Source organism: Acinetobacter sp. YH12142, assembly GCF_013418435.1.
GTDB lineage: Bacteria > Pseudomonadota > Gammaproteobacteria > Pseudomonadales > Moraxellaceae > Acinetobacter > Acinetobacter amyesii.
Genome location: NZ_VPCB01000019.1, coordinates 34666 through 61097, shown reverse-complemented (window position 1 = coordinate 61097; position 26432 = coordinate 34666). Strand labels below are relative to the sequence as shown.

Annotated in this window: 24 protein-coding genes and 1 pseudogene; 15 read left to right on the top strand and 10 right to left on the bottom strand. The window is 39.6% G+C overall.

The window, feature by feature from the left end; translation table 11 throughout:
- The 3 genes and pseudogenes from FTU77_RS13670 to rnhB form a co-directional block, all read left to right on the top strand.
- A pseudogene (locus FTU77_RS13670) lies at positions 1–82 on the top strand (IS5/IS1182 family transposase); the annotation flags it as partial.
- A 210-nt stretch (positions 83–292) separates the two neighbouring features.
- Positions 293–679, top strand: a complete 387-nt coding sequence (locus FTU77_RS13665; RefSeq protein ID WP_168379346.1) for a hypothetical protein — start codon at positions 293–295, stop codon at positions 677–679.
- Between the two features lie 93 nt (positions 680–772).
- Complete coding sequence (rnhB, locus tag FTU77_RS13660) at positions 773–1342, top strand: ribonuclease HII (protein WP_168379347.1); 570 nt, start codon at positions 773–775, stop codon at positions 1340–1342.
- 91 nt (positions 1343–1433) lie between these two features.
- Here rnhB and csrA read toward each other — a convergent pair whose 3' ends face one another.
- The 3 genes from csrA to alaS all read right to left on the bottom strand — a co-directional run bounded on the left by csrA (position 1434) and on the right by alaS (position 6258).
- Complete coding sequence (gene csrA, locus FTU77_RS13655) at positions 1434–1688, bottom strand: carbon storage regulator CsrA (RefSeq protein ID WP_078189080.1); 255 nt, start codon at positions 1686–1688, stop codon at positions 1434–1436.
- A 249-nt stretch (positions 1689–1937) separates the two neighbouring features.
- Positions 1938–3218 carry an aspartate kinase gene (locus FTU77_RS13650; RefSeq protein WP_078189079.1) on the bottom strand — a complete coding sequence of 427 codons (1281 nt, stop codon included), beginning with the start codon at positions 3216–3218 and terminating at the stop codon, positions 1938–1940.
- A gap of 346 nt (positions 3219–3564) precedes the next feature.
- A complete protein-coding gene (alaS, locus tag FTU77_RS13645) occupies positions 3565–6258 on the bottom strand; it encodes an alanine--tRNA ligase (protein ID WP_180050091.1) in 2694 nt (897 codons plus the stop codon).
- Between the two features lie 933 nt (positions 6259–7191).
- Between alaS and FTU77_RS13640 the strand changes: the two genes are divergently transcribed.
- The gene (locus tag FTU77_RS13640; protein ID WP_180009414.1) at positions 7192–8220 is read left to right on the top strand and encodes a type I glyceraldehyde-3-phosphate dehydrogenase; all 1029 of its coding nucleotides are present in this window, start codon (positions 7192–7194) and stop codon (positions 8218–8220) included.
- 200 nt (positions 8221–8420) lie between these two features.
- Positions 8421–8723, top strand: coding sequence for a hypothetical protein (locus FTU77_RS13635; protein ID WP_168379360.1), 303 nt, complete (start codon positions 8421–8423; stop codon positions 8721–8723).
- 163 nt (positions 8724–8886) lie between these two features.
- Here the strand turns inward: FTU77_RS13635 and FTU77_RS13630 are convergent, their stop codons facing one another.
- Together FTU77_RS13630 and FTU77_RS13625 are read right to left on the bottom strand one after the other, a co-directional pair.
- Positions 8887–9186 carry an AzlD family protein gene (locus FTU77_RS13630; RefSeq protein WP_180056023.1) on the bottom strand — a complete coding sequence of 100 codons (300 nt, stop codon included), beginning with the start codon at positions 9184–9186 and terminating at the stop codon, positions 8887–8889.
- Positions 9183–9929 carry an AzlC family ABC transporter permease gene (locus FTU77_RS13625; protein ID WP_180056022.1) on the bottom strand — a complete coding sequence of 249 codons (747 nt, stop codon included), beginning with the start codon at positions 9927–9929 and terminating at the stop codon, positions 9183–9185. Before FTU77_RS13625 ends, FTU77_RS13630 begins: the two co-directional genes overlap by 4 nt.
- A 142-nt stretch (positions 9930–10071) precedes the next feature.
- Here FTU77_RS13625 and FTU77_RS13620 point away from each other — a divergent pair, with 142 nt between their 5' ends.
- From FTU77_RS13620 to FTU77_RS13595, 6 genes are all read left to right on the top strand, one after another.
- Entirely contained in the window at positions 10072–10527 is a 456-nt protein-coding gene (locus FTU77_RS13620) for an Lrp/AsnC family transcriptional regulator (RefSeq protein ID WP_078194390.1), read from the top strand.
- A 321-nt stretch (positions 10528–10848) separates the two neighbouring features.
- Complete coding sequence (locus FTU77_RS13615; RefSeq protein ID WP_180056021.1) at positions 10849–12015, top strand: ATP phosphoribosyltransferase regulatory subunit; 1167 nt, start codon at positions 10849–10851, stop codon at positions 12013–12015.
- Positions 12016–12081: 66 nt separating this feature from the next.
- Positions 12082–13401 (top strand): adenylosuccinate synthase, encoded by a 1320-nt coding sequence (locus FTU77_RS13610; RefSeq protein ID WP_180056020.1) that lies wholly within the window; start codon positions 12082–12084, stop codon positions 13399–13401.
- Positions 13402–13593: 192 nt separating this feature from the next.
- Positions 13594–14397 carry a M48 family metallopeptidase gene (locus FTU77_RS13605; protein ID WP_078194387.1) on the top strand — a complete coding sequence of 268 codons (804 nt, stop codon included), beginning with the start codon at positions 13594–13596 and terminating at the stop codon, positions 14395–14397.
- Positions 14398–14494: 97 nt separating this feature from the next.
- Positions 14495–14803: a hypothetical protein gene (locus FTU77_RS13600; RefSeq protein WP_078194385.1), complete on the top strand. Its 309-nt coding sequence runs from the start codon at positions 14495–14497 to the stop codon at positions 14801–14803.
- A gap of 112 nt (positions 14804–14915) precedes the next feature.
- Positions 14916–15695, top strand: coding sequence for a M48 family metallopeptidase (locus FTU77_RS13595; protein ID WP_168379353.1), 780 nt, complete (start codon positions 14916–14918; stop codon positions 15693–15695).
- Positions 15696–15850: 155 nt separating this feature from the next.
- Here the strand turns inward: FTU77_RS13595 and FTU77_RS13590 are convergent, their stop codons facing one another.
- The 3 genes from FTU77_RS13590 to FTU77_RS13580 all read right to left on the bottom strand — a co-directional run bounded on the left by FTU77_RS13590 (position 15851) and on the right by FTU77_RS13580 (position 19188).
- Positions 15851–16333: a peptidylprolyl isomerase gene (locus FTU77_RS13590; RefSeq protein WP_078189067.1), complete on the bottom strand. Its 483-nt coding sequence runs from the start codon at positions 16331–16333 to the stop codon at positions 15851–15853.
- A 136-nt stretch (positions 16334–16469) separates the two neighbouring features.
- Positions 16470–17771, bottom strand: a complete 1302-nt coding sequence (locus FTU77_RS13585) for an NAD(P)/FAD-dependent oxidoreductase (RefSeq protein WP_180056019.1) — start codon at positions 17769–17771, stop codon at positions 16470–16472.
- A 103-nt stretch (positions 17772–17874) separates the two neighbouring features.
- Positions 17875–19188 (bottom strand): D-alanyl-D-alanine carboxypeptidase PBP6B, encoded by a 1314-nt coding sequence (locus FTU77_RS13580; RefSeq protein WP_180003997.1) that lies wholly within the window; start codon positions 19186–19188, stop codon positions 17875–17877.
- A gap of 180 nt (positions 19189–19368) precedes the next feature.
- On the opposite strand from FTU77_RS13580, the gene FTU77_RS13575 reads away from it, so the two are divergent.
- The 3 genes from FTU77_RS13575 (at position 19369) to FTU77_RS16050 (ending at position 22777) form a co-directional block, all read left to right on the top strand.
- On the top strand, positions 19369–21072 hold the full coding sequence (locus FTU77_RS13575) for a M61 family metallopeptidase (RefSeq protein ID WP_180056018.1): 1704 nt from the start codon (positions 19369–19371) through the stop codon (positions 21070–21072).
- Between the two features lie 64 nt (positions 21073–21136).
- Complete coding sequence (locus tag FTU77_RS16055) at positions 21137–21697, top strand: hypothetical protein (RefSeq protein WP_257223638.1); 561 nt, start codon at positions 21137–21139, stop codon at positions 21695–21697.
- Between the two features lie 210 nt (positions 21698–21907).
- Positions 21908–22777, top strand: a complete 870-nt coding sequence (locus FTU77_RS16050) for an LA2681 family HEPN domain-containing protein (protein WP_180103212.1) — start codon at positions 21908–21910, stop codon at positions 22775–22777.
- 46 nt (positions 22778–22823) lie between these two features.
- Here the strand turns inward: FTU77_RS16050 and FTU77_RS13565 are convergent, their stop codons facing one another.
- Together FTU77_RS13565 and FTU77_RS13560 are read right to left on the bottom strand one after the other, a co-directional pair.
- Positions 22824–23852, bottom strand: a complete 1029-nt coding sequence (locus FTU77_RS13565; protein WP_180056017.1) for an ELM1/GtrOC1 family putative glycosyltransferase — start codon at positions 23850–23852, stop codon at positions 22824–22826.
- A 141-nt stretch (positions 23853–23993) separates the two neighbouring features.
- The gene (locus tag FTU77_RS13560) at positions 23994–24782 is read right to left on the bottom strand and encodes an rRNA large subunit pseudouridine synthase E (RefSeq protein WP_180056016.1); all 789 of its coding nucleotides are present in this window, start codon (positions 24780–24782) and stop codon (positions 23994–23996) included.
- Between the two features lie 189 nt (positions 24783–24971).
- Between FTU77_RS13560 and icd the strand changes: the two genes are divergently transcribed.
- Positions 24972–26225, top strand: a complete 1254-nt coding sequence (icd, locus tag FTU77_RS13555) for an NADP-dependent isocitrate dehydrogenase (RefSeq protein ID WP_180009426.1) — start codon at positions 24972–24974, stop codon at positions 26223–26225.
- The last annotated feature ends 207 nt before the right edge of the window (positions 26226–26432 follow it).

Below are 26432 nucleotides of genomic sequence, written 5' to 3'. Positions count from 1 at the left end.
TGCCACAAGATACGATAAGCTAAAACGTAACTATCAAAGCGCTGTTGCTTTAGCTTGTATATTTATATGGTTGCCTCTTTAGCTCAATTTATCGGCTGTAAATGTCAACACACCCTAATACAGACCACAAAAATATGCGTCGTTTAAAATCGGGACACTGTGTTGTGAATATGCAACACAGGCTTTGATGATTAACTACACAATTACCGAATTTATTTTAAATAGTCATATCGGATGGTGTGTGATTTGGGGCACAATATGCGCGTTGATGAACATAACAAAGGAAATATTCGTGAAAAAATTAGTTGCTGTTCTAGCGCCATTAGCGCTTGTTCTTTCTGCATGTGCTGCGACTGGTACAACAGGTACAAGTTCTACAGGTACAACTTCAGCAAACAGCTTGGCAATGATGGCGGTTAAAGTGGGTGTTCAAGCGAAATGCGTGACTGAGCTAAATAACAACAGCTACTGGAAAACAGGTTCAAAATTATTAACAGAAACTCAAAAATCTGAACTACAAACTGAAGTTTGTTCATGTGTAGGCGAGAAAGCAACAACTAGCGTGACTGCAACGGATTTGGTTGTAGCAGCAATGGATAAAACTTCACAAGCTAATCTTGCGGCTAAAATCGTGACAAATACTTTAAATGCTTGCGTGATCGAAACATTTAAAAACTAAGATTTAGAACAATTTATACGACCCAAACAGTGGTTTTGCTGAGTATCAGTAAATCCAAATTAAGGGTCGTATTTTATTTTGAGTGAGAGATATATGAAAATTGCTGGTGCAGATGAAGCGGGTCGCGGTCCATTGGTGGGTTCGGTTGTTGCGGCAGCTGTCATTTTAGATCCAAATAACCCGATTGAAGGTTTAAACGATTCTAAAAAACTCACTGAAAAAAAACGTGAAAAGTTATTTATTGAGATTCAAGAAAAAGCCTTGGCTTGGGCGATTGCTGAAAGTTCTGCACAAGAAATTGATGAGATCAATATTTTGCAAGCATCATTACTTGCAATGCGTCGTGCAGTGGAAAAACTCAATGTACAACCAGAACACGTGTTGGTCGATGGTAATAAAGTCCCAACCGGTTTAGCAATGAGCTGTGATGCAATCGTGGGCGGTGATGCGATTCATCCAGAGATTTCGGCTGCGAGTATTTTGGCAAAAGTGACTCGAGACCACGAAATGGTTGAACTGGATGCAAAATATCCACAGTATGGTTTTGCGAAACACAAGGGCTATCCAACCAAAGCGCACTTCGAAGCGATTGCACAGTATGGGGTGATTGATGAACATCGCCGCAGTTTTGGCCCCGTACGTAAAGTTCTAGAAGGGCAGTAATTAAGCTCAGTTGAACTTATATAGTAAACGCATGTTCTAGATAAATTTAAAGCGGCCTAATGAGCCGCTTTATCATTTAACAACTTAAATCTTAGCGATTATAGTTGTTTTGTGAATAATCAGTTTCTTCAAAAGATGGCTGATATTCTTGATCAATGTTTTGGAGATGTTCGTGCATTGCGCGTTCATGTTGAATTCGTTGGTAAATTTCTTCACGATGAACAGATACTTCTTTTGGAGCATTCACGCCAATACGAACCTGATTACCTTTAACACCAAGTACAGTCACGCTAACTTGGTCTCCAATCATTAATGTTTCTCCGACACGACGAGTCAGAATCAGCATGTTTCTCTCCTTGCAAAATGCAAAACCTGCAAATGATCTGTTATGTAAAATTCATAACTTGTAAAAGCAAAAAAATTTAGCAGTGCATCTGAAACAATCATTGTGACAGTCGCAAACTGAGTAAATTTTAAAATCCTCAGGTTTAATATAACAGAGCCACTATAAAAAAAACTATAGTGGCTCTGAATTTTTACGATGTTTTTCAAAATCTGTCTAACAATGACAAATTTTGACACACAGCAAGGTTAATTAAGCACGCGCGCTTGATTCACCTGTTTCACGATCTAGACCGAATGCAGTGTGTAGAGCACGTACAGCAAGCTCTAAGTATTTCTCATCGATAATCACTGAAATTTTGATTTCAGAAGTCGAGATCATCAAAATGTTAATGCCTTCTTTTGCAAGAGCAGTAAACATTTTGCTTGCTACACCAGCGTGTGAACGCATACCAACACCAACAATCGATACTTTAACGATGTCTGCGCGAGTTGCAACTTCACGTGCACCAATTTCTTGTGCAGTCGCTTCAAGAATAGCTTTCGCTTTTGGTAATTCACCACGGTTAACTGTAAAAGTGAAATCAGTTGTACCGTCTTCTTCCACGTTTTGGATAATCATATCCACTTCAACATTGGCATCACCAATTGGTGAAAGGATGTTTGAAGCGATACCTGGTTTATCCGGTACACCAAGAATAGTTAATTTAGCTTCATCACGGTTGAACGCGATACCTGAGATGATTGGTTGTTCCATGTTGTCTTCCGCTTCAGTGGTGATTAGTGTCCCGACGTTTTGTTTAAAGTTTTCGTCGAATGCGCCATCATCGTCATTATCAAAACTTGATAATACGCGTAAAGGCACTTGGTATTTACCGGCAAATTCTACAGAGCGAATTTGAAGGACTTTAGAACCAAGTGATGCCATTTCAAGCATTTCTTCAAAAGAAATACGATCAACTTTTTTCGCTTTTGGAGCGACACGAGGGTCAGTGGTGTAAACACCATCAACGTCTGTGTAAATCTGACATTCATCAGCTTTAAGTGCAGCTGCCAATGCAACACCTGAAGTGTCAGAACCACCACGACCTAGAGTCGTTGTGTTACCTTCAGCATCAAAGCCTTGGAAACCTGCCACAACAATGACACGTCCAGCGTCAAGGTTTGAAGTCAATACATCTGTATCAATCGCTTCAATACGCGCCTTGGTAAATGCGCTGTCGGTTTTAATACCAACTTGACGACCTGTAAGTGATTTAGCTTCAACACCAATAGAGTTAAGTGCCATTGCTAACATAGAAATCGTTACCTGTTCACCCGTAGACACCATTTGGTCTAATTCGCGTGGATCAGGTGTTTCGGTAATGGCTTTCGCTAAAGCAAGTAGACGATTGGTTTCGCCACTCATTGCAGATACAACAACCACAACTTTGTGACCGTGATCATGCCAACGCTTTACACGACGAGCAACATTTAAAATGCGCTCTGGAGTACCCATTGAGGTACCGCCATATTTTTGAACGATTAATGCCATAACTATCCTTACCAAGTAAATAAGTCTAAAGACTTAAAGCACTTACACATATTTTAAGACCGCACTTCAGCGCGATTTTAATATACCACGTAGCTCATGAACTCCAAGGTAGGAGGAGTTCAAATAGATACTTTGTGTCTGCAGGGGATTCACATGAACCCAGCCTTTTAGACTCCATTTTCATCATTTAGCCAGAGGTTGAATATTGGTTTCAACATGATGATTGAGTTTGCGCTTTCACGCATCAACAGTGTTTAAGCAGGATCCAGCATTAAAAAACACACTGCTTAAACCTGTTGATTTGCTCAAAGGAGGTGAGTCACTTTGAGCTATAGGACTTTTGGTCTTATTTTGCAGCTAACCATGCAACGAGGTCAGTCATTACCGCTTCAAGTTTGTCGCTATAAGGCGCACCACCTTGAGCCATATCAGGTTTACCACCACCTTTACCGCCAAGTTCTTGACCAAGATGTTTGATGATGTCACCTGCTTTTACAGCAGCAGTGTATTCTTTAGCAACCGAAGCAATGAGGCTCACTTTGTCGGCATCAACCGCTGCGATCACGATCACAGCATTGTCTAACTTAGATTTCACACCATCGTGCAAGTTGCGAAGTGATTTAGCATCTACACCTTGAACGGTAGTGATTAATGTTTTGCGGCCAGCAATCTCTTGAACTTGACTCAATAACTCAGCTGCTTGGAAGCTCGCGAGTTTTTGGTTCAATTGTTCAATTTGTTTTTGCAAGCTAGATGCTGTGTGAGACAAAGCTTCAACTTTTTCTAAAGTTTGATCTTTTTGCGCTTTCAGCAAGTCGTTAATTGCATGAATGTCACGATCTGCTTTTTGCGCAGCTTCAACAGCCTTAGTACCCGTAACGGCTTCAATACGACGTACGCCTGCAGCAACACCACCTTCAGATGTAATCTTGAATAGGCCGATGTCACCTGTGCGTTTTACGTGAATACCACCACAAAGTTCGATAGAGAAGTTTTTCTCATCTTTGGTTGTACCCATTGAAAGTACACGTACTTCGTCACCGTATTTCTCACCGAACAACATCATCGCGCCTTTTTCTTTAGCAGCATCGATGTCTAAAAGTTCAGTTGAAACAGCCGTATTGGCAATCACTTCGGCATTGACAATGCGTTCAATTTCTTGAAGCTGTTCAAATGAAACAGGCTGATCATTGGCAAAGTCAAAACGTAAAAGTTCGCTGGCAACCAATGAGCCTTTTTGCTGTACGTGCGTACCCAAAACTTGGCGCAGCGCTGCATGCAACAGGTGAGTCGCAGAGTGGTTGCGCGATGTTGCTGCACGGATATCTGCTTTAACAATCGCTTCAACCGCTTGAGCCGCTTTTAAGTTACCCATGGTCACGATGCCTTGGTGTACAAATGCGCCGCCTGATTTTTTGGTGTCTTGAACTTCAAAAATACCAGTTTCGTTTTTGAAGATACCTGTATCGCCAACTTGACCGCCACTTTCTGCATAGAACGGAGTTTGGTTTAGAACGATTAGTGCTTCGTCACCTTCAAAAACTTCATCAACTTGTTCGCCGTCTTTGTAGATTGCAACAATTTGACCTTGGCCTTGAGTTGCGTCATAGCCGTCAAATTGAGTCTCGCCTTCAACTTTGACAATTGAGTTGTAGTCGACAGCAAATTTACCAGCATCACGCGCACGTTGACGTTGAGCCGCCATTTCGACTTCGAAACCAGCTTCATCAATCGTTAAATCACGTTCACGTGCAATGTCTGCTGTTAAGTCAGTCGGGAAGCCGTAAGTATCGTAAAGTTTAAATACAGTTTCGCCTGGAATCACTGAACCTTTAAGTTGAGCCAATTCGCCTTCAAGCAATTTCAAACCTTGCTCTAAAGTTTTTGCGAATTGTTCTTCTTCTTTCAAAAGCTGTGCTTCGATACGTGCTTGCTGTGCAGCAAGCTCAGGATAAGCAGCGCCCATCACGTCGATCAGCGGCTGCAACATTTTATGGAAGAATGAACCTGTTGCACCCAATTTGTTACCATGACGTACTGCACGACGGATAATACGGCGAAGTACATAGCCACGGCCTTCGTTAGACGGGTTAACACCGTCTGCAATCAAGAAGCAGCAAGAACGTGCATGGTCAGCCACAACTTTAAGTGAAGCAGGGTATTCAACTGGTTTGTTTTCTGCTTGTGCTTTTGCTTCAAGTTCAGTGGTATCTAAACCAATGATTTCAGCAGCAGCTTTAAGTAGGTTTTGGAATAGGTCAATTTCGTAGTTTGAGTTTACATGCTGTAAAACTGCAGAAATACGCTCAAGGCCCATACCTGTATCTACAGAAGGTGCAGGAAGGGCATGCAGAACACCATCAGCAGTACGGTTGAACTGCATGAATACGTTGTTCCAAATTTCGATGAAACGATCGCCATCTTCTTCAGGAGTGCCCGGTAAGCCGCCCCAAATGTGGTCACCATGGTCAAAGAAGATTTCAGAACATGGACCACAAGGACCTGTATCGCCCATTGCCCAGAAGTTATCTGAAGCGTATTTTTCGCCTTTGTTGTCACCGATACGGATAATGCGTGAAGCGTCTAGACCAATTTCTTTGTTCCAGATATCAAATGCTTCGTCATCTGTATGGTAAACAGTGGCATAAAGTTTATCTTTTGGCAGACCTAACCATTTTTCGTTGGTTAAGAAATCCCAAGCAAATGTGATGGCATCACGTTTGAAGTAGTCACCAAATGAGAAGTTACCCAACATTTCAAAGAACGTGTGGTGACGCGCAGTATAGCCAACGTTGTCTAAGTCGTTGTGTTTACCGCCTGCACGGACACATTTTTGTGAAGAAGTTGCACGAACGTAGTCACGTTTTTCAAGACCGAGGAAGCAGTCTTTAAACTGGTTCATACCAGCATTTGTGAACAATAGTGTTGGGTCGTTGGCAGGTACCAGAGAACTCGACGCGACACGTGTATGCCCTTGCGATTCAAAGTAGCTTAAAAAAGCTTCGCGAATTTCAGCTGATGTCATAAAACGAGTACTCACAACCAAGTCTCTCCTAATTTCGATTTGGTAATAGCCTATCAAGCAAGTCTTACAAAATTTTAAAGCTGGCTTGAGATGCTGACATAAAATTTAAAAACGCTAAATTATAACGGAAAAAGGTGTAGTGACCAATGATTTTCGGCTATCTCTATGACTTTTTATATGTTTTAAATTTGGCACCTATATTTTTAGATTTTTAAACCTTTGGAACGCTGAAAGTATTCATTGAATAATCTAGTGAGCGCACTGTTGCTGCGTTTTATTTACTGATGTTGCGCAGTAACATCAGAAGCGAAATTTGATTCAAATAAAAGAACGATACGCGGTAACGTCATCCGCAAGTGTTTGAGATAGGGCTACTTTTAATCAAAAATGTTTTTGCGATATTTTCAATAATTTGACGCTAGTGAAAGAGTTTTGTCGGTGAGGTGCATTGCACGGCAAGTTGGTTTCCTTGCAAAGCGCGCTTCTCATTTTGCCGAATGAGAAACAATGTTTCGTAACAGTACCTCCAGCCGAAGGCTAATCCCTTTATCAATTCAAAAATGTAAGACTCCGTCGAATAAACTTAAAAAGCATTTTAAAAATGCTTAATTACTTTTTCGTGCATAACATCAGTTATTTATATGTCTTGAAAAGCTTTAAAAGTTCAAATTTAACATGTTGATGAATGCTCTACATGAAGGTGCATTGCTTTTATATTTTTCAGTTCATTGGGAAAATTGAATGTTTGCATCCATTTTATTAAGAGTGATTGAACTTGATCTTGGTGCCGTACATTTTCAGTGAAGCTAATATTTAGATCTATGTTGGCGCTAACGCTTTATAAAAATAAAGCCCAATAAGCATTAAACGAATAAATGATAACGTTTTCATGTTGAAATCCATTAACATATAGATGCTTTATTTTTGTTTTAAAACGAAGGATTGGTCATGCAGCGAGTGGCAATTAATGGATTTGGTCGAATCGGACGCAATGTATTACGCGCTTGGTTTGAAAATCCAAAGGAATTTCACTATGAAATTGTTGCCATAAATGATGTCGCTGATGTGGAAACCATGGTGCATTTGTTTAAATACGACACCACGCATGGTCGTTTTGCAGGCCAAGTCGACATTCTTGAACAAGATGGCGCTATTTTTCTAGAGATCTCTTGTGCCCAAGCACATCTCAAAGTGCAAGTTTTAAATGAAGCACAGCCGAGTCTTTTGCCTTGGCAACACCTGAATGTCGATGTGGTACTCGAATGTACAGGTTTATTTAGATCGCGAGAGGCAGCCACACAGCATATTGGTGCAGGTGCCAAACGTGTGATTATTGGTGCTGCGCCGTTTGACAGTGTTGATGCTGCGATTGTGTATGGTGTTAATCATCATGAAGTCAAAGCGACGGATCAAATTATTTCGAGTGTGTCGTGTACCACGCAGGCTTTGGTGCCTTTAGTCAAAATTATTGATGATGCCTTTGGTATAGACACAGCACTCATGACAGAAATTCATGCTGTGACTGCGGATCAGTCTGTATTGGATCATGCACATCGTGACTTACGTCGTGCGCGAGCTTCAGGTCAAAATATTATTCCAACGACCTCTTCAGCTCTGGGTGCGTTGAAACGGGTCATGCCGAAAATGGAAGATCGAATCGATGGCTATTCGATTCGTGTGCCGACTATCAATGTTGCTGCAATCGATTTAAGTTTTGTGTCTCAATCAGTCATCACCAAGCATGAGTTAAATGCAGTGTTAAGCAAAGCTGCACGTTTTGATTATCATGAAATTATGTCAGTAACCGATGAGCCCTTGGTCTCAAGTGATTTTAATCATTCACCTTATTCATTGATTGTCGATTTGAATCAAACCATGGTGGTAGGAAAGCAAGCAAAAGTTTTCGCATGGTATGACAATGAATGGGGCTATGCGAACCGCTTGCTCGATTTATGTGAAAGTTTTCACTCTTTATAAAAATTCAAACTTATCCAATATAGAAAACATCTACTAGCTTGTAGGTGTTTTTTTATTTTCTAAAATTAGATGAAAAATCATGCGTAATGTCGTTGATGTATCTCGAAAATATTGAAAAACTTTAAAAAATATTCAAGCACAGCCGATTTATTGTTTAAGATGAAAGTCAAAGAAATATATAAAGAGTATTGAGCATGATGTTGATGTTACTTTGGGGATTTATTTTATTATTGGCGCTGGCGGTTATATTTTTAATTTGGCTACAGTTTAATCGTGACGTATCGCAATCTACCGCGCATGAAACCTTGCCACTTGAAGAAAAAGTGGTGCATCTAGAAGCCAACCTGAAAAAGACCTTGGAAATTATGCAAGACCTTGCAAAGAAAATGCATATCCAGCAAGAAGTATTAGATCAAACCACTCACAAATTACAGCAAGTTGAATTGCAAAATGCAGAATTGGTGAACATTTTGGCAAAAGTGGTCAAAACCGATCAAAGCTAATCGAAAGATAAAGAAGACTGCCCATAGCTCGATATCTGCATGAAGCATGTAATCTCAAGGTATGGGTATTTTTTTATCCAATAAGATGATTCCTACTATTCATCATCATTGGGTTTAAATCGTAGTTCTTTCGTTATTCAAAACATGATCGCGTATTACTTAGTTAAATCAAAATTTGTCTTAATACTGCTGCTGAAAGCATGCTAATCACAACGGTAGGCAATAATGAAAAACGTGATGCTGCAAATAGGGTAATGGCCATCACGATCAAATCAGCAGGATTATCTTTGACAAAATAAGGCGCGATCACTGAGATCAACACACAGCCGGGAACAACTTCCATAATTTGACGTTGTTTGTTGGTGAGGCTACGGTTTTTCAGTAACACATAACCCAAGATACGGGTCAGGTAAGTGGTTAAGGCTATAAATAGGATTGCGATCAATGTGCTAGTGTGGATCATGCATCATCTCCAATCAGGAAAAATGCAGAAGCAATACCCGTAACTGCGCCAATCGGAACATACCAGCCCGCTGGGAGATAAAAATACGCCAGAGATGCGGCAATCAAACTGACCAGCCATGGGCGCGCCGCTTTAAAGCCTTTCCACATACCACGCAGTAAAACAAGAAATACAGCAGGGAAGGCCATGTCAAAACCAAGTCGACTAATATCGCCAAGTATCGGTCCAATTATTGCCCCTAGCGTGGTAAAGCCAACCCACATCAAATATAGAGCACAGCATAAGCCTGCATAGAACATCAAACTAAAGGCGCGCTGAATTCCCAAAACATTAGATTTTTTTTGCGCATCAGCCAAACCCACAGCCCAACTTTCATCGCACATAAAAAATAAAGCGGTATAAACCTTACGATTCGGTAGATGTCGTAAATACGGGACAAGGCTCGCCCCCATTAATAGGTGCCGACTATTCACTAAAAACGTAATAAACATCAGCATGAGAATATTAGGGGGATTGGTCCAAACTTCCAAAATGGCAAATTCAGAACCACCGGCAAAGTTAAGGCCAGTCAAAAGCGGAACTTCTAAACTAGAAAAGCCTTTATGTGTTGCCTGAGCACCCAAAACTAATGCAAAAGGAATAATGCCCAGCAGCATTGGAATAGACGTTTTTAGACCTCGTTTAAACTCAATAGAATGCTCTGAATGGGTGTGATTGAGTGTACTTTGTCTAAACATCATCATGACGTTTTCCATGAAGCGAGATCGAAAGCAATATTTTATGGATATCTGAGCAGCATTTGGCAGCTATTTTATGAAAGATCGCTTTTATTGTGCAATGAAATTGCTAAAATAAAGCTTATTGTGAAATTTAGTGCCTTTATTGATGGATCAGATAGATAAACGCATTTTACAAGCATTACAGCAAAATGGAAAACTACAAAATAATGAATTGGCCCAACTTGTTGGTTTATCACCTTCGCCGTGTTTGAGACGGGTTAGGCAACTAGAAGATGAAGGCTATATTGAGAAATATGTGGCTTTACTGAATCAGTCAAAATTGAATTTAAGTTTAACGGTATTTGCGCGGATTTGGCTAAAAGGTCAAGATGCAAAAACCGTGAATGATTTTGTCGCAGCGATTCAAACGATGCCTGAGGTGGTTGAATGTCAACTCATGGCAGGGGATTGTGACTTTTTCTTACGTATCGTCGTGGCAGATTTAGAAGCCTATCGAAAGTTTCAGATTCATCATTTAACGCAGATTGCCAGTGTGCAAAATGTAAAAACAGAGATACCGTTACAGGCCGTTAAACAAACTACAGCGCTTCCATTGGATTGATGTTCGTGTCTTAAATTAAGTTATTGAGCCTGATCATATTTATAACTTTGTTTAAAACTTCATCTATAGAAAGTAGGACGCTTATTATTTTTTATCAAATGGTTAAAAAAATAACGTTCACAGGATTTTAAAATATAAGCATAAACATGGATTTAGTTGTAAAAGTTAAAGCTGTAGATGAAGTAATGAATGCTGAAGCATCTTTTATGAAAAAGTCGTGTGCAAGCGTAAAACTATCGTGCTAAACTAGGAGAAATCGGGTGTGCTCCCGATTTTTTTATGCGGATTTGTTCCGCGCTGACAAGAATTTAGGTTTACAACATGCCCATTTCAGAGACATGGTTATTACCTGATGGTGTAGCTGATGTACTGCCAGAACAGGCGCAAGTGATTGAATCTTTGCGTCGTGAAGCATTAGATTTCCTCGCATCTCGAGGTTATCAGTTGGTGTACACGCCATTCATTGAATACATCGAATCTCTATCTTCTCTTTCAGAATCGAATCAAGATTTAGACTTAGCCACTTTTAAAGTGATCGATCAACTTTCAGGTCGTTTGCTTGGTGTGCGTGCCGATATGACACCACAAGTGGCTCGTATTGATGCGCATGTACATCCTGTCGAAGGTGTAGCTCGTTATTGCTACGCTGGTACAGTACTACATACTAAACCACAGGGTTTTAATACCACACGTGCACCTTTACAGTTAGGTGCAGAATTATTTGGTTCAGACAGCATTGATGCTGACGTTGAACTGATTGATGTCATGATCAACTTGCTTGCTAAAGCAGGTCATGCAGATGGTATCCATCTTGATTTAGGGCATGTCGGTTTATTCCGCAGCATGGTGAAACAAGCTGGCTTGAGCAAAGCAGTTGAACGTCAGTTATCTGACTTGTATCAACGTAAAGCTCTACCTGAACTTGCTGAATTCACACAAAAGCTTCCATTCGGTCAAGATTTTTATACCTTAGGTCGTTTTGCAAGTGATTTAGATGCATTGCAAGCCAATTTAACGGCTGATGTATTGGCAAATGAAGCATTTAAACTGGCTTTTGATGCAGTGAAATCGACTCAAGCGGCAATCCAAGCCCGTTGGCCAGACTTACACATTGGTATAGATGTGGTTGAACTTCGTTCATATCACTATCACACTGGTTTAATGTATGCCGTATATGCACCAAACCGTGCTGCGCCATTGGCTCAAGGTGGCCGTTATGACGGTATTGGTGAACACTTCGGCCGTGCGCGTCCAGCAACAGGTTTCTCTTGTGACTTATATGCATTAACTGCTGGTCAAGTTCAGAAAAATCAAGTTTTGGTTGCTCCAAAAGGCATCGAAGCAGATTTATTAAAGGCAATTGAAGCAGCACGTACCGAAGGGTTCAGTGTGGTTCAATTGTTAGGTAATGATGATTTAAGCTCGGCTCCGTATGCAACGCACCAACTGGTGAATGCAAATGGCGAGTGGACAATCAAACAAATTTAATCGCGGATGTGCCTGCGGGCACACACGTTTTTTCCAATTTTAACAGCATGATGCAATGAGGCTATTATGGGCAAGAATGTTGTGGTACTTGGTACCCAATGGGGCGACGAAGGTAAAGGTAAGATCGTCGACCTGCTCACAGATCAAGCGGCTGCGGTAGTTCGCTATCAAGGCGGACACAACGCAGGTCATACACTTGTGGTTGGTGGTAAGAAAACTGTTTTACACCTCATTCCATCTGGTATTTTACGTGACAACGTATTGTGCTTAATTGGTAATGGTGTTGTTTTATCACCTGAAGCTTTAATCCACGAAATGGAAGTTTTAGAAAAAGAAGGCGTGCCTGTACGTGAACGTCTACGTATTTCTCCAAACTGTCCGTTGATCCTTCCACACCATATCGCCCTTGACCAAGCACGTGAGAAAAAACGTGGCAATGCGAAAATTGGTACAACAGGTCGTGGTATCGGTCCTGCATACGAAGACAAAGTGGCTCGTCGTGCAATCCGTGTTGCTGACTTGGTTCGTGGTGGTGCTCATCTTAAAGCTCAACTAGAAGAGCTTCTTGAATACCATAACTTCCAATTGACTCAATTCTTCGGTGTTGAAGCCGTTAAAGTTGAAGATGTAATCGCTCTATGTGACGAATGGCGTAAAGTCATCGAACCTATGGTGATGGACGTGACTGGCGAACTTCATGCTTACCGTAAAGCAGGTAAGAAAATCATGTTTGAAGGCGCGCAAGGTTCACTTCTTGACGTTGATCACGGTACATACCCGTATGTTACTTCTTCAAACACAACTGCTGGTGGCGTAAGCTCTGGTTCAGGTCTTGGTCCATTACACCTTGACTATGTATTGGGTATCACTAAAGCGTACACAACTCGTGTAGGTGCTGGTCCGTTCCCAACTGAACTTGTTTATGATGCTGCTAACGATGTTGGTGATACAATCGGTAAACACTTAGGTACAGTGGGTTCTGAATTTGGTGCGTCTACTGGCCGTCAACGTCGTTGTGGTTGGTTCGATGCTGAAATTCTACGTCGTTCAGTAGAAGTAAACTCACTTTCTGGTATTTGCTTAACTAAACTAGACGTTCTAGATGGTTTAGAAGAAGTGAAAATCTGTGTAGGTTACGAAGCAGCTGATTCTGGTTGTGTAGGTTCTTCTGATGCGCTTGCATTTGAAACTTTAAAACCGATCTACGAAACTATGCCAGGTTGGTCTGAGTCTACTTTCGGTGCGAAATCACTAGATCAATTGCCACAAAATGCAATTAACTACGTGAAACGTTTAGAGCAATTGATTGAATGTCCAATCGACATCATTTCAACTGGTCCAGACCGAGATGAAACAATCGTATTACGTCATCCATTCGACGCATAATGTTGTTGAATTAAGATGTAAAAGCCTCGCGAAAGCGGGGCTTTTTTATATAACGAAGAATACAACTTCAAAAAAGTTGATTAAATTTAAATGATGGAAAAATAAAGATTTTGAAAAAATAAGCATAAAAATATTGAGTCAGTCAATTTTTTGTATATATTTGACACTCTTTATAAATAACTAGAGATCATGATGAATTATAAAAAATCTTTGGCATGCTTTGCCGTAGCAGCTTCTTTATCAGGTTGTACCACGATTGCTGATCTTGCAGGTGCTGATTCTGCATCTTTGAACTTACAGGCAACACAGTCTTATAACGCAATGCTGAAAGACGCACAGACCAAACAAGTGCTCGATACCAAGTCTGCGACTTATCAAAAAGTAAACCGTGTTTTCTGGAAAATGAAACCATTTGCAGATCAGATGAATCAAACGGGTCAGGCTTTTGATTGGAAAGTTGCCGTGATCAAGTCTAAAGAAATCAATGCCTATGTCGCACCCGGTGGCAAAGTTGTTTTCTATACAGGAATCGTCGAAACACTCAAACTTACGGATGATGAAGTCGCTGCAATCATGGGTCACGAAATGGTTCATGCCTTAGAAGAACATGCAAAAAATAAAATTGGCGCTTCAGCACTAACCAATCTTGCGGTGAGTATCGGTTCACAATATGTAGGCAATGCTGCAGGCGGCTATGGTGCAACCTTGCTTGATTTGGGTAGTCAATTTGGTGTGGGCTTGCCGTATTCACGTAATTTGGAAAGTCGCGCGGATAAAGGTGGCCTAGTGATGATGGCAAAGGCTGGATACAATCCAGAAGCGGCGATTTCATTGTGGAAAAAAATGAATGCGAATGATAACAGTGGCAACGACGCACTGAGCAAATTTATGTCTACACACCCAAGCAATAATGACCGTATTGCTGCTATGCAAAAAATGATGCCGGAAGCGCAGCAATATTATAAAAATGCGACACCTTCGAGTGTACGTCGTTAATATCGGCTGTTTTCAAGACTAAAGTTGCATTTTAGTTCGCTACACACTTTGTGTTGAGTTGCTAAAATGCAATTTAAATTAGGAAGAGAAGTGCAGGATGCAAAAGAATATTTCGACGACCATTTTTTATTCTTTATTATTTGCGATGGGGGGAGCACCTACCATTGCCATGATGATTATTCGTGCCCAAACTCAAGATCCTCAATTGATTTATCAAGCCCTAATTGGTTTGTCGGTGATTATTGCATGTATTCTTGTACCTATAGTTTTGATACAAAATGCTGTCCTATTTTTTAAGCGAAAAAATGTGCAGTTAGAAGAAAAAATCAAGCCATTAATGCATGTTTATTTAGGCTTGAATGTGGTTTGTTTAATCTATTGGTTGGTTCTTCAATTTTCAGCTTAAAAAAATTACATAAATACTATTATAAGTCGCTATAACTTCGTTTTAAGCTCCAAACCATAAGAATATAATATCCATAAATTCACTTATATTTTAATGGTCTGGAGTATCCTTAATGAAAAAAATAATTCTAACGAGCCTGTGTATGGCCGGTGTAATGACGATTTCGGGCTGTGCGACAGTGGCAGATATGGCAGGAGCGGATACTGCTACATTGAACGCGCAAGCAACACAAAGTTATAACAAAATGGTGACAGATGCGCGTTCTAAAAATCAGCTCGATACCTCTTCGAGTACATATAAGCGCATTAATACTGTATTCCAAAAACTACGTCCTTATGCAGACCAAATGAACCAAACGGGTCAAGCGTTCCAATGGCAATTGGCGGTCATGAAATCTGATCAAGTCAATGCCTTTGTAGCTCCAGGCGGTAAAGTTGTATTTTATACAGGTATCGTCAATAAACTAAATTTAACTGATGCAGAAATTGCAGCGGTTATGGGACATGAAATGGTCCATGCTCTTGAAGAACATGCAAAAAGTAAATTGGGTGCTCAAGCTTTAACGGATCTTGCGCTGAATATTGGTTTAAGTGCCGCAGGCAATAATGTCGGTCAATTGGGCACTGCTGCTGCGCAGTTAGGTAGTCAAATCGGTATAGGGTTACCGTATTCACGTTCTCTAGAAAGCCGTGCTGACCAAGGTGGTTTAATGTTAATGGCACGTGCAGGTTATAACCCACAAGCGGCGATTACACTTTGGGAAAAAATGAACAAGCTTGAAGGTGCGGGAGGTTCATCATTCCTGTCTACGCATCCATCAAACTCACAACGTATTGAAGCGATGCGTAAAAATCTACCAGCAGCGCAGCAGGTTTATAACCAACGTCGTTAATTCATAAGAATTAATTATCCGTTTTAAAAAGCAGGCCGTGGCCTGCTTTTTTGTATTTAATAGTTTGAAAAGGTTTTATATGGCATACCCATTTTAAGCGCAATAAAAAAGGCAAAGTAAAAACTTTGCCTTTTTGCACTTGAGATCAGAGGATCTTAGTGGTGGTGACCGCCTGCACCGTGTACGTGACCGTGTTCAAGTTCTTCAGCAGAAGCTTCACGGATTTCAACGATTTCAACTTCGAAAGTTAAATCTTGACCAGCAAGTGGGAAGTTTGCATCAACAAGAACGTTGTCGCCTTCAACCGCTTTAACTGTCACGATTTGAACGCCGTCATCAGTTTGAGCTTGGAATTGCATACCAGGTTGGATGTTGTCCACGCCTTGGAACATTTGAGCAGGAACTTCTTGAACTAGGTCAGGGTTGTATTCGCCATAACCTTCAGCAGCAGGAACAGTTACAGTGAATTTTTCACCAACAGTTTTGCCTAAAAGTGCTTTTTCAAGACCTGGAATGATGTTACCAGCGCCGTGCAAATATGCTAGTGGCTCACCTTGAGATTGGTCGAGAGTTTCACCCTCTGCATTAGTCAATGTGTAGTGGAAAGAAACCACAGAGTTATTTGCAATAGCAGTCATGTTATTGATCCATTCAATTTTTTAAGGGTTACATCATAAAGTGAAATTGCATTTTTGTAGACTAAATTTATCAAAAAAATGCAATTTTTAAATGTTTATGATGCTTTTTTCATTAATCGGGGCAGATCTGTAAATTTCAATGCAATTTAATTTTAGGCGCGATTTTTCGTGTAACAAAATCTTTAGCCGTTAATAGTCCTGCATGTGCGTAGCCGTAAATTGTGGCTTGATGCATTCGATACAATGAAACATACATTGATTTGGCAACAAAGCCTTGAACATTGACCTGACCTAAAAGTTCACCTACTGCTTTATGCTTACTTAATGAGACTAGAGAGCCTTTGTCTGAAAAAACGAACATAGGGAGTTGCTGACCACGGATACGCGCCTTTAAGCAATCCACAAGAAATGACGCTTGTTGGCTGGCCACTTGAGCGCGTGGGCCGAGGACAGGCTCATCTGCGCGCGGTTGACAATGAGCACAATCACCAAAAGCGAAAATGTCAGGGTAGGCTTTGGTTTGTAGTGTTGCATACACACTTAAACGCCCCATACGGTCTTTTTCAAAACCTTCAAGCTTCGAAATCACTTCTGGTGTTTTAATACCTGCCGCCCAAACTTTCAGTTCAGCTTTAATTTTACTGCCATCATTAAAATAAACATGTTCAGCATCGACTTTTTCCACACGTTTAGAGGTTAAGACTTCAATTTTCATGCGTTTTAATTGCTGCTGTGCATGCTCGGCCATTTTTTCAGGGAGTGCAGGTAGAATCCGATCAGCACCTTCAATTAAATTGATCTGTACGCTTTGCGGATGAATTTTATTTAAACCATATTTATAAAAATTATGTTTGGCTTCGACCAATTCTGCGGAGAGTTCAACACCCGTTGCACCTGCGCCAATAATGGCAATTTTCAACTCACGTGCTGTATTGCTATTTTGGGCATCCAAATATAACTGTAAGAGATCTTGTTGGAAGATTTCAGCTTGTTGCAGACTGTCCAAATAATGGCAATGTTCATACACGCCCGGCGTGCTGAAATCGTTGGAAACTGAGCCTAAAGCAAGAACAAGGGTGTCATAACTCAGTTGCAGTTGTTCTTGAGTAGATTCATATTTACCTTGTTGGACTTTGCTTAGCTGAATTGTTTTTTCAGCAGGCTGAACATTTTCAAACTTAGCCAAGACAAATTCATAATGATGCTTCGCAGCATGCGCATAGTAGTTGATTTCTTCTTCGCTGACTGACATCGTCCCTGCGGCAATTTCATGTAAAAGGGGCTTCCAAACATGCATGAGTTTCATATCTACGAGGGTAATGCGCGCTTTCTTTTTTTTACCGAGTAAATCACCGAGTTGGGTGACCAGTTCTAAACCACCGGCACCACCACCGACAATGACAATATGGTGTAACTTGGAGTCATCAGCGTTATTCATTGAATTACCTATTTTATTATTGTTGAAAAAAAGAAGATGGCACGAGTATGCCATCTTCTTTTTTGCACGAATAACGAATTGTCTTACAAGTTACATAATCACATCATTGACCTAAAGGGTAGGTTTTAACTTCTGCTGAATCAGTATTAAAGATGCTAAAAAGACCTTTGATCCACATCATGAAACGCTCAAAAATATTGGCTTCTTCAATTTGCACGTCATCTTCGATATCAAAGGTATTGATCAGCTGATTATTTTGATAAACCGTAACGGTAGCTAATTTCATCACTTCAGCCAATGGCGCAGTGAGTTCTTTTTCATTTACTTCAACACTCAGTTTAGTCTGTGTTTCGTGAAGTGGTTCAATGGCTTGAATTTGACCATTGCCTGTATTTAAAAGAATACGTTGCTGTGTTGGGTCAAAAGCTTTTAAATCGATGGCATAAGCTTGATCATAAAGTGAAGTTGTAATCAGCTTAGGTTGTTGAGTTTCTACCTTAAACATTTTCAAGGTTGATTTAACCACAGGTAATTCTGCAATTAATTGCTTATCTTTGATTGCAACTTCATTACGGGTATAGGTATAAGCCAAGTTCATGAGGCTGTGAGCCACTTCAGCACGTTTTAAGCCACTTTTCGCCCCTAATACCACAACAATCAAACGACGTTCTGGCGCGTCAGGATTCGCGATCAAACGGTTGGCTGTTAAGGCTAAGTTATAACCTGCAGCTTTGGTAAAACCTGTTTTTAAGCCATCAACGGTGGGATCTTGTTTTAATAAGATATTGGTTGCACGGTGGAAGCGTTGGTTATAACTAAAACTTTGTTGTTTTGAATAATATAAATAGTCAGGTGTTTCGGTCACTAGCGCTTGCCCTAAACGTGCAAGGTCAGCCGCCGAAGAGTAATGATCTGGCATGGTAATGCCGGCTGGATTTTGAAAATTAGTGTCATTCATGCCCAAAGCTTTGGCTTCTTTGTTCATGCGTTCAATAAATTTTGGAATATCACCAGAAATGCGTTCAGCTAAGGTTACTGCGGCATCATTGGCAGACATGACCACAAGACCTGCCAAAAGCTGATCAACTGAAATTTGTTCGCCTGCTTTGAGATACATTTGTGATTCATCCCATTGAACCACTTGTACAACTGGGGTTGCGGTTAGGATTTCATTTTTCTTTAAATGACCTGCTTTAATTTCCTTTAAAGCAATATAAGCCACCATCATTTTGGTAAGTGAAGCAGGGGCACGCTGAACATGGCTATTATGTTCTGCAATCACCTGACCCGACTGAGGGTCTAAAATGGTCCAAGCTTCAGCTTCAACAGTTTCAGGGACAATATTTAAAAGGGCAGCATTTGCTATCGTGGAGCATAGAAAACTAAGCAGCGCGATGAGGTAGATCACGTGTTTCAATGAGGTTCCTTAACCAACCATTCCGTTGGTGGTAAAACGAAAAAATTTTTAGGCATGCTATGCCTTTTTTTTTCTGCTGACTAGTCATAATTGTAGACAATTGCGACAGTTCCGCATTCAGTTGTAAAAAATGTTAATCTAATTGATAAGTTATCTTTTACTAATTTTATATCGCCCATTATGTTGCATTATCAAATCGAATTTGACGATTATCGTCAGCATCTAGTCCATGTCACTGCACGTTTCTTGGCAAATCCTACACAGGTACTTTCTCTGCCTACTTGGATTCCCGGAAGTTACTTAATCCGTGAATTCTCTAAGCACATCGAAGCTGTTCGAGCATATGATGAAGATGGGCGGTTGTTACAAATTGAGAAATTTGAAAAAAATAAATGGCGCTTATTCAATACAGATCATGAGTTGATCACGGTTGAATATGATGTATATGCCTTCGATTTGTCGGTCCGTGGTGCTTATGTTGATCAAAGCCGTTTATATGTCAATCCAGCTTGCGCATGTTTAGGTTTAGTTGACCAAGAAGATACAGCCATTGAGGTTGAAGTTTTCTTGCCACCAGAGTTAAAACATTTCCAACTTGCGACTGGATTGAAGTCAAAAAGTTTAGTGAAAGGTCGTTATACCTTATATGCAGATAACTATGCCCAGTTAATTGATGCACCGTTTGAACTGGCGGAACAAACCCGTTTTAGTTTTGAAGCCAACGGCATTCCGCATGAGTTTGTGGTGTCGGGCAAACATGCTATGAACGCGCAGCGTATGCAGCAAGACATCGAAAAAATTTGTTCGACTGAAATTTCAATGTTTGGTTCGGCGCCATTTAAAGACTATACCTTTATGACCATGGCAACGGCCAATAGCTATGGTGGTTTAGAGCATCCGAACAGTACGAGTTTAATTAGCCCGCGTGATGATTTGCCAAAAGCCAATGAACCTGTAGAGCCATCGGCAGATTATCAACGTTTCTTAGGTTTATGCAGCCATGAATATTTCCACTCATGGTTGGTAAAATTTATCCGTCCAGAAAGCTTTGTGAATTATGACCTGAACAAAGAAGGCTATACCTCTTTGCTTTGGATTTTTGAAGGTTTTACATCGTATTATGATGATTTGATTTTGCTGCGTAGTGGTGTGATTAATCAGGATTCTTATATCAAGCTTTTAAAAGCACAAATTGATCGCTATTTGCAAAATCCGGGTCGTGAGATTCAAACTGTGGCTGAATCAAGCTTTGATGCATGGGTGAAATTCTACCGTCAGGATGAAAACTCAAATAACGCAGGTACAAGTTATTACAACAAAGGCTGCCTCGTGGCGCTGTGTTTAGACCTTGGTTTACGTCTACGTGGTTCGAGTCTTGATGCCTTAATGCGTAAGCTATATGAAAATGCGCAAAATGGCATTCAAGTCAATGAACGGACAATTTTCAATTTATGTAATGAATTAACAGGTTATGATTGGTTAGAACAAATCAATCACTTGATTAATACTACAGATGAATTGCCGCTAGATCAGTTGTTCCCAGAGTTTGGCTTAAGCTATACGCTAAAAAATGACAAATCCTTGCCATTTGGTTTAAAACTGGCGGATAAGCCTGAAGGTGTGTTGGTTCAGTCTGCTCGTCGTGATGGTGCAGCGGCAAAAGCTGGCTTGTCTGCAAATGATGTGATTATTGCAATTGATGGTTTAAAAGCGACGGTTAAATTGGCAGAAAAATATGCCAAGCAAGACGGAACTTATACCGTACTAGCATTCCGCCACGATGAACTGATGAGCTTTGAAGTGAAAGCGGCAGGTTCAGAATTGACGGAAGTTCAACTTAAAGTTGAAGATCAGGCTAAAGCTGAGAAGTGGTTGAAGGCTTAATTTGAAAAACATTTAAATTTCATGTAAAACCCATACTTAGTATGGGTTTTTTATTAGAAGAATTATGGAATTGGGGCTGCAACAATTAAATTCATTAGCAGGGTTGGTTGATGATTTATTATTGGATACAAGTCGAAAAGCTGAATTAATAAAGTGGTTTAATTTTCATTTTGATAACGAGTTCACTTTTACTGATGATGGCTGTAAAGGCTATTTTTACTATATTTTAGCGAATTGTAGTTCAGAAATTTATAAATATCAGGATGAGCATTGGTTTTCGAAAAACTTAATAACTACGGTTAATTTGTATGAGAAGTCATTATATATCCTTAAAAAAACAAATGATAATCATGGATTATTATCATTTGTTTTAACAAATTTTGGGAATTTTTTATCTTCAATAGGGCGCAGTTTTTGTGCTCAATATTATTGGGATCAAGCAATAAAAATGGATAATAACCCTGTAGCGTTAGTTGCTAAAGCACAAGGTGTAATTTTTAGGTCAAGTCAACTGTATGACCAATCACATGTAAATATTCATTACTATTTTGCAAATCAGTTGATAAAGCAGGCATATATGAGTTTTGATGCTTTAGAAGAGGAACAGAAAATTCCGTTAAAGTAGACAGGTGATTTATATCATTTTACTTGTTGGTATCAAGAGCACTTCCAAGATACTGATTTTGATTATGTAAAAGAATATAAACAAAAGACAAAAACTAAGGCTGAGCTTAGGTATCTAGTTTGGAGTGCAGAAAACAAATTATTTTTAAATGACTTAAACGATTTATTTGAGGATGAAATTGTACTTCAGGACATTTTGGGGCTTCCTGATATGACCTATAAAATTAATTCGTCTTTGAGCCTTAAAGAAAGTCTCGTATATCATTCAAATTTTGATGAGCTTAGAAATGAATATACTTATGCTAGATTTTTAATTTTTCAAGCTTCTGAAATAAAAACGGATACTCAACATTTTTATAATAAAACCTATCCACATGTGTATGATACTTTACATGCAATTGATAATTTAAAAACATCACAAATGAAATCGGCTTTTAGAATTTTATATTCAATTTTTGACAAAATTTCATACTTTTTAGCTAAGTATTTAGATTTAGAAATGAATGATCGTCAAATTACTTTTTCAAAAGTTTTTGGATGGAATGAAAATAGAAAATTTAAGCCACGTGATAAACTGAAGGATTCAAAGAACTACTTTTTACATGCTTTGTTCTATATTTTAAAAGAAATTGAATCTGATCAGCTGAATGGTCATGATAAAGTGAGCGAATTAAATTCTAGAGAAAAAATTGAAAAGCCTAGATTATCAAAAATTCGTAACTGTCTAGAGCATAGGTCTTTTAGAGTTATTGATGATTTTGGATATGAATTAAATACCAAATTTGATATGACGTCAGAATTTGCATATCAGAACTTAAAAGATCAGCAGAATATTTTAATAGAACAAGGTGAAGTAGAGTCTTTTGAATATCTGGAAATCTTAGAAAAAATAAAAGAAAAAGAAATGAAAGCAAATTATATTTTAGAAATACCTTTATCAGAATTTGAAAGCTCATTAATGGATCTTGTTCGATTAGTTAGAAATTCTTTGATGTATTTATCTTTTGCAGTGCAGTTTGAGGAAAAAATGAAACCTCAACCTGAGGGGCTAATTTTACAGAGAGAAATACCATTAAAATAAAGCCCACATCTGTGAGCTTTTAATTTCTACCGTATAAAATCTTTAATTAATAGATAACAGCTTTTTTTGCATGACATTTATAAAAACTCAGTTCTTGAGATTTTGCCCTCAAATCTTCTGCAAGTTGTTGAGTCACGATTTGTTCAATATGTTGAGCATTTAATTTTGGCTTGATATATGCAGCTTCAGTAATCTGCCCAATAGTTTTACGTTGTATTAATTCGAGATCTAAATAATTTTGAATAATTTTATCTTTTTCAGAATCTTCACGACAAACTGAAATCACAATGCGACCGGTTTGGATTGATTCGGATAACATCGTTGCACTATCTTCAGTCACAAAAATATATTCACTTCGCTTTAACACATCGCAAATAGAAGTTTTAGAACAAGTATTCACAAGCTCAATATTTTTATCTTTTAACATTTGAATCACATGTTCTGATAACGCAGGTGTTCTACGAGAACATACGACTGACGCCTGAATTTGATGGTGATCTGCGAATTGAACAAATTGCTGAATCATCTCTTCAAAGTCTTGATGGGTAAAAGGGTACTCTTTTGTCGGTCCACCAATTAACAGGCATGCTTCATGATTCGACGGAATATGCGCTAAGCGAATAATTTTAGAAGGTACAGCACCTGTAGGAATATTGATTTGTCTACCAGAATGATCTTCTGGAATCGTCGTAATAGTCCAATCAATAAGTCGCCAATTAAATTTACGTGTACCGCCTGCATAAATAAGTGGGATATTGAAACGTTGAGATAAATAAGCGGCATAAATTAAATTAGGCATACCTGAACAGACGATAACGTCGGTATGCTCTAAATTTCTTTGCAAGAATTTAAAGTATAAGCGCCCGAGTGTGCGAAATAAATTCGGGAAATGAGACAGTTTCTTAAAAACGCTCACTGTACGCTTAGGTAAAGTAGGAATTGCAAACTGCTCAGATTGTAGATAAAAGCGCTTCTCAATCATTTCACTAACAGCGAGAGCAGGATTTAAATGTCCAATTCGGTTGTCATGAATAATTAATACTTTGCTTCTATTGTGTGTAGATGTGCTGCTCATTTTTGAAGTTCAAATAATCAACGTTTATATTGTTATAACTTATTATAGTGTCGAAATATGAAAATAATCTTAAATAATTGTTAGGTTTATAAAAAAATGTAAAGGCCTACGTAGATTGTAGGCCATTTTTGAAGCTTTTTATCAACGTCCGTTACGACCGCGGCCACGAGGGGCTTTAGTATTCGGACGAGTTGTGCCATTGGTACGGCGTTTTGGTTTTTCGCTCTCATCCATTTGCCAGATACGTTTTGTACCTGACTTTTTCACTGAGCCATCTTTATTCTTACGAACCATTGGCTTACCACCTGTACCGCCTGGTTTTTTCACATAAGAGCGCGAACGGTAAGGTTCTTCTGCAGGTACGTTTTGAAAGTCGGGGTAAAGTAAAGGTTCAATTTCTTTGGTTTCACCTGGTTCTAAACCCAATTGAACTAAATCGATGGCACCAATACGTGTACGAATTAAACGTAAAGTCGGGAAACCTACTGCTGAAGTCATACGACGAACTTGGCGGTTACGGCCTTCGCAAATTTGGATTTCAACCCAAGAGGTTGGAATGTTTGCACGGAAACGTACAGGAGGATCACGATCCCATAACCATTCTGGCTGTTGCACTTTAATGGCTTTGGCTGGCAAAGTCATACCATCTTTCAGTTCAATGCCGTTACGTAATTGCTCGAGTGCTTCTTCTGTGATGTCACCATCGACTTGCACTAAGTAGGTTTTAAACTTTTTATTTTCAGGGTTGGTAATGTACTGATTTAAACCACCATGATCGGTTAAAAATACCAAACCTTCAGAGTCCATATCTAAACGTCCTGCAATACGTAGACTAGGATCGTCCACGAAGTCAGATATGGTCATATGCGCTTCGTCTTTACGGAATTGGGAGAGCACGTCATATGGCTTGTTTAAGATGACGATTTTCATAGGAAATAACTTCTATTAAATACAATAATTCAAATTGGTTAAGATTTATTCAATAGGGAAATGCAGCTATTTCCCATCTAAATCTCAAAAAAGGTAGATTTGCTTTAGAGTATTATGCGTGAAGCGCAATTAAAAGTCTTATCAAACAGCAATTATTTTTTCACTCGCTTCTCAGGGAGGATCATAAAAATGGGTTATCAGAAGATCGTCGTTCCAGTGGATGGGACAAAAATTACAGTAAATTCAGACTTATCATTCAATGTTCCCAATAATCCAATTATTCCATTTATTGAAGGCGATGGTATTGGTGTTGATATCACGCCCGTGATGAAAACTGTGGTGAATGCCGCAGTACAAAAAGCTTATGGTGGAAAACGTGCCATAGAATGGATGGAAGTTTATTGTGGTGAAAAAGCCAATAAAATTTATGGTACCTATATGCCCGAAGAAACCTTTGAGGCTTTACGCGAATTTGTAGTTTCAATTAAAGGGCCGTTAACGACGCCTGTCGGTGGTGGCATTCGTTCGCTAAATGTTGCACTACGTCAAGAATTAGATCTCTACGTCTGTGTGCGCCCAGTACGTTGGTTTAAGGGTGTTCCTTCACCTGTTCAGCATCCTGAACGTACAGACATGGTGATCTTCCGAGAGAACTCAGAAGATATTTACGCAGGGATCGAATGGAAAGCAGATTCGCCTGAAGCCAAGAAAATGATCAAATTTCTTAAAGAGGAAATGGGCGTCACCAAGATTCGCTTTGAGGAAAATTGCGGTATCGGGATTAAGCCTGTATCTAAAGAGGGTTCTCAGCGTTTGGTGCGTAAGGCCATTCAATTCGCCATTGATAACGATAAGCCGAATGTCACTTTGGTGCACAAAGGTAATATCATGAAATATACCGAAGGAGCGTTTAAAGAGTGGGGCTATGAAGTCGCAGTTGAGCGCTTTGGTGGTGAATTCTTGGATGGCGGTCCTTGGGTCAAAATAAAAAATCCGAAAACGGGTAAAGAGATCGTGATTAAAGATGCGATCGCAGACGCTTTTTTACAACAAATTCTCATGCGTCCGACCGATTATTCAGTTATTGCTACCCTGAATTTAAACGGTGACTATATTTCGGATGCCTTGGCGGCTGAAGTTGGCGGTATTGGTATTGCACCGGGTGCCAATATTGGTGGCGCGGTACAAGTTTATGAAGCGACACATGGCACTGCACCTAAATATGCGGGTCAAGACAAAGTAAACCCTGGGTCTATTATTCTGTCTGCAGAAATGATGCTGCGAAATATGGGCTGGACTGAAGCGGCAGATCTAATTATTAAAGGTATTGCGGGGGCGATTGAAGCCAAAACAGTGACCTATGATTTTGAACGACTCATGCAAGGTGCAAAACTCTTGCGTTGTTCGGAGTTTGGACAAGCCATCATTGAGCATATGGACTAACTTTATTTGCTAATCTAGGTGTAAAAAAGCTAGATGCATAAAAGGCTAGGTAAAAAGGATTGAATCATTCAGTCCTTTTTTAGGACTAAACATTAAAAACACAGAATCATAGCTTCTCAATACCATTCAAAAAACAGCAATCAAAAGGTGACTTCACGCAATCAATCAGATGGTCTGGCATGCTTGTCATGTTACTAAAAGTTTAAA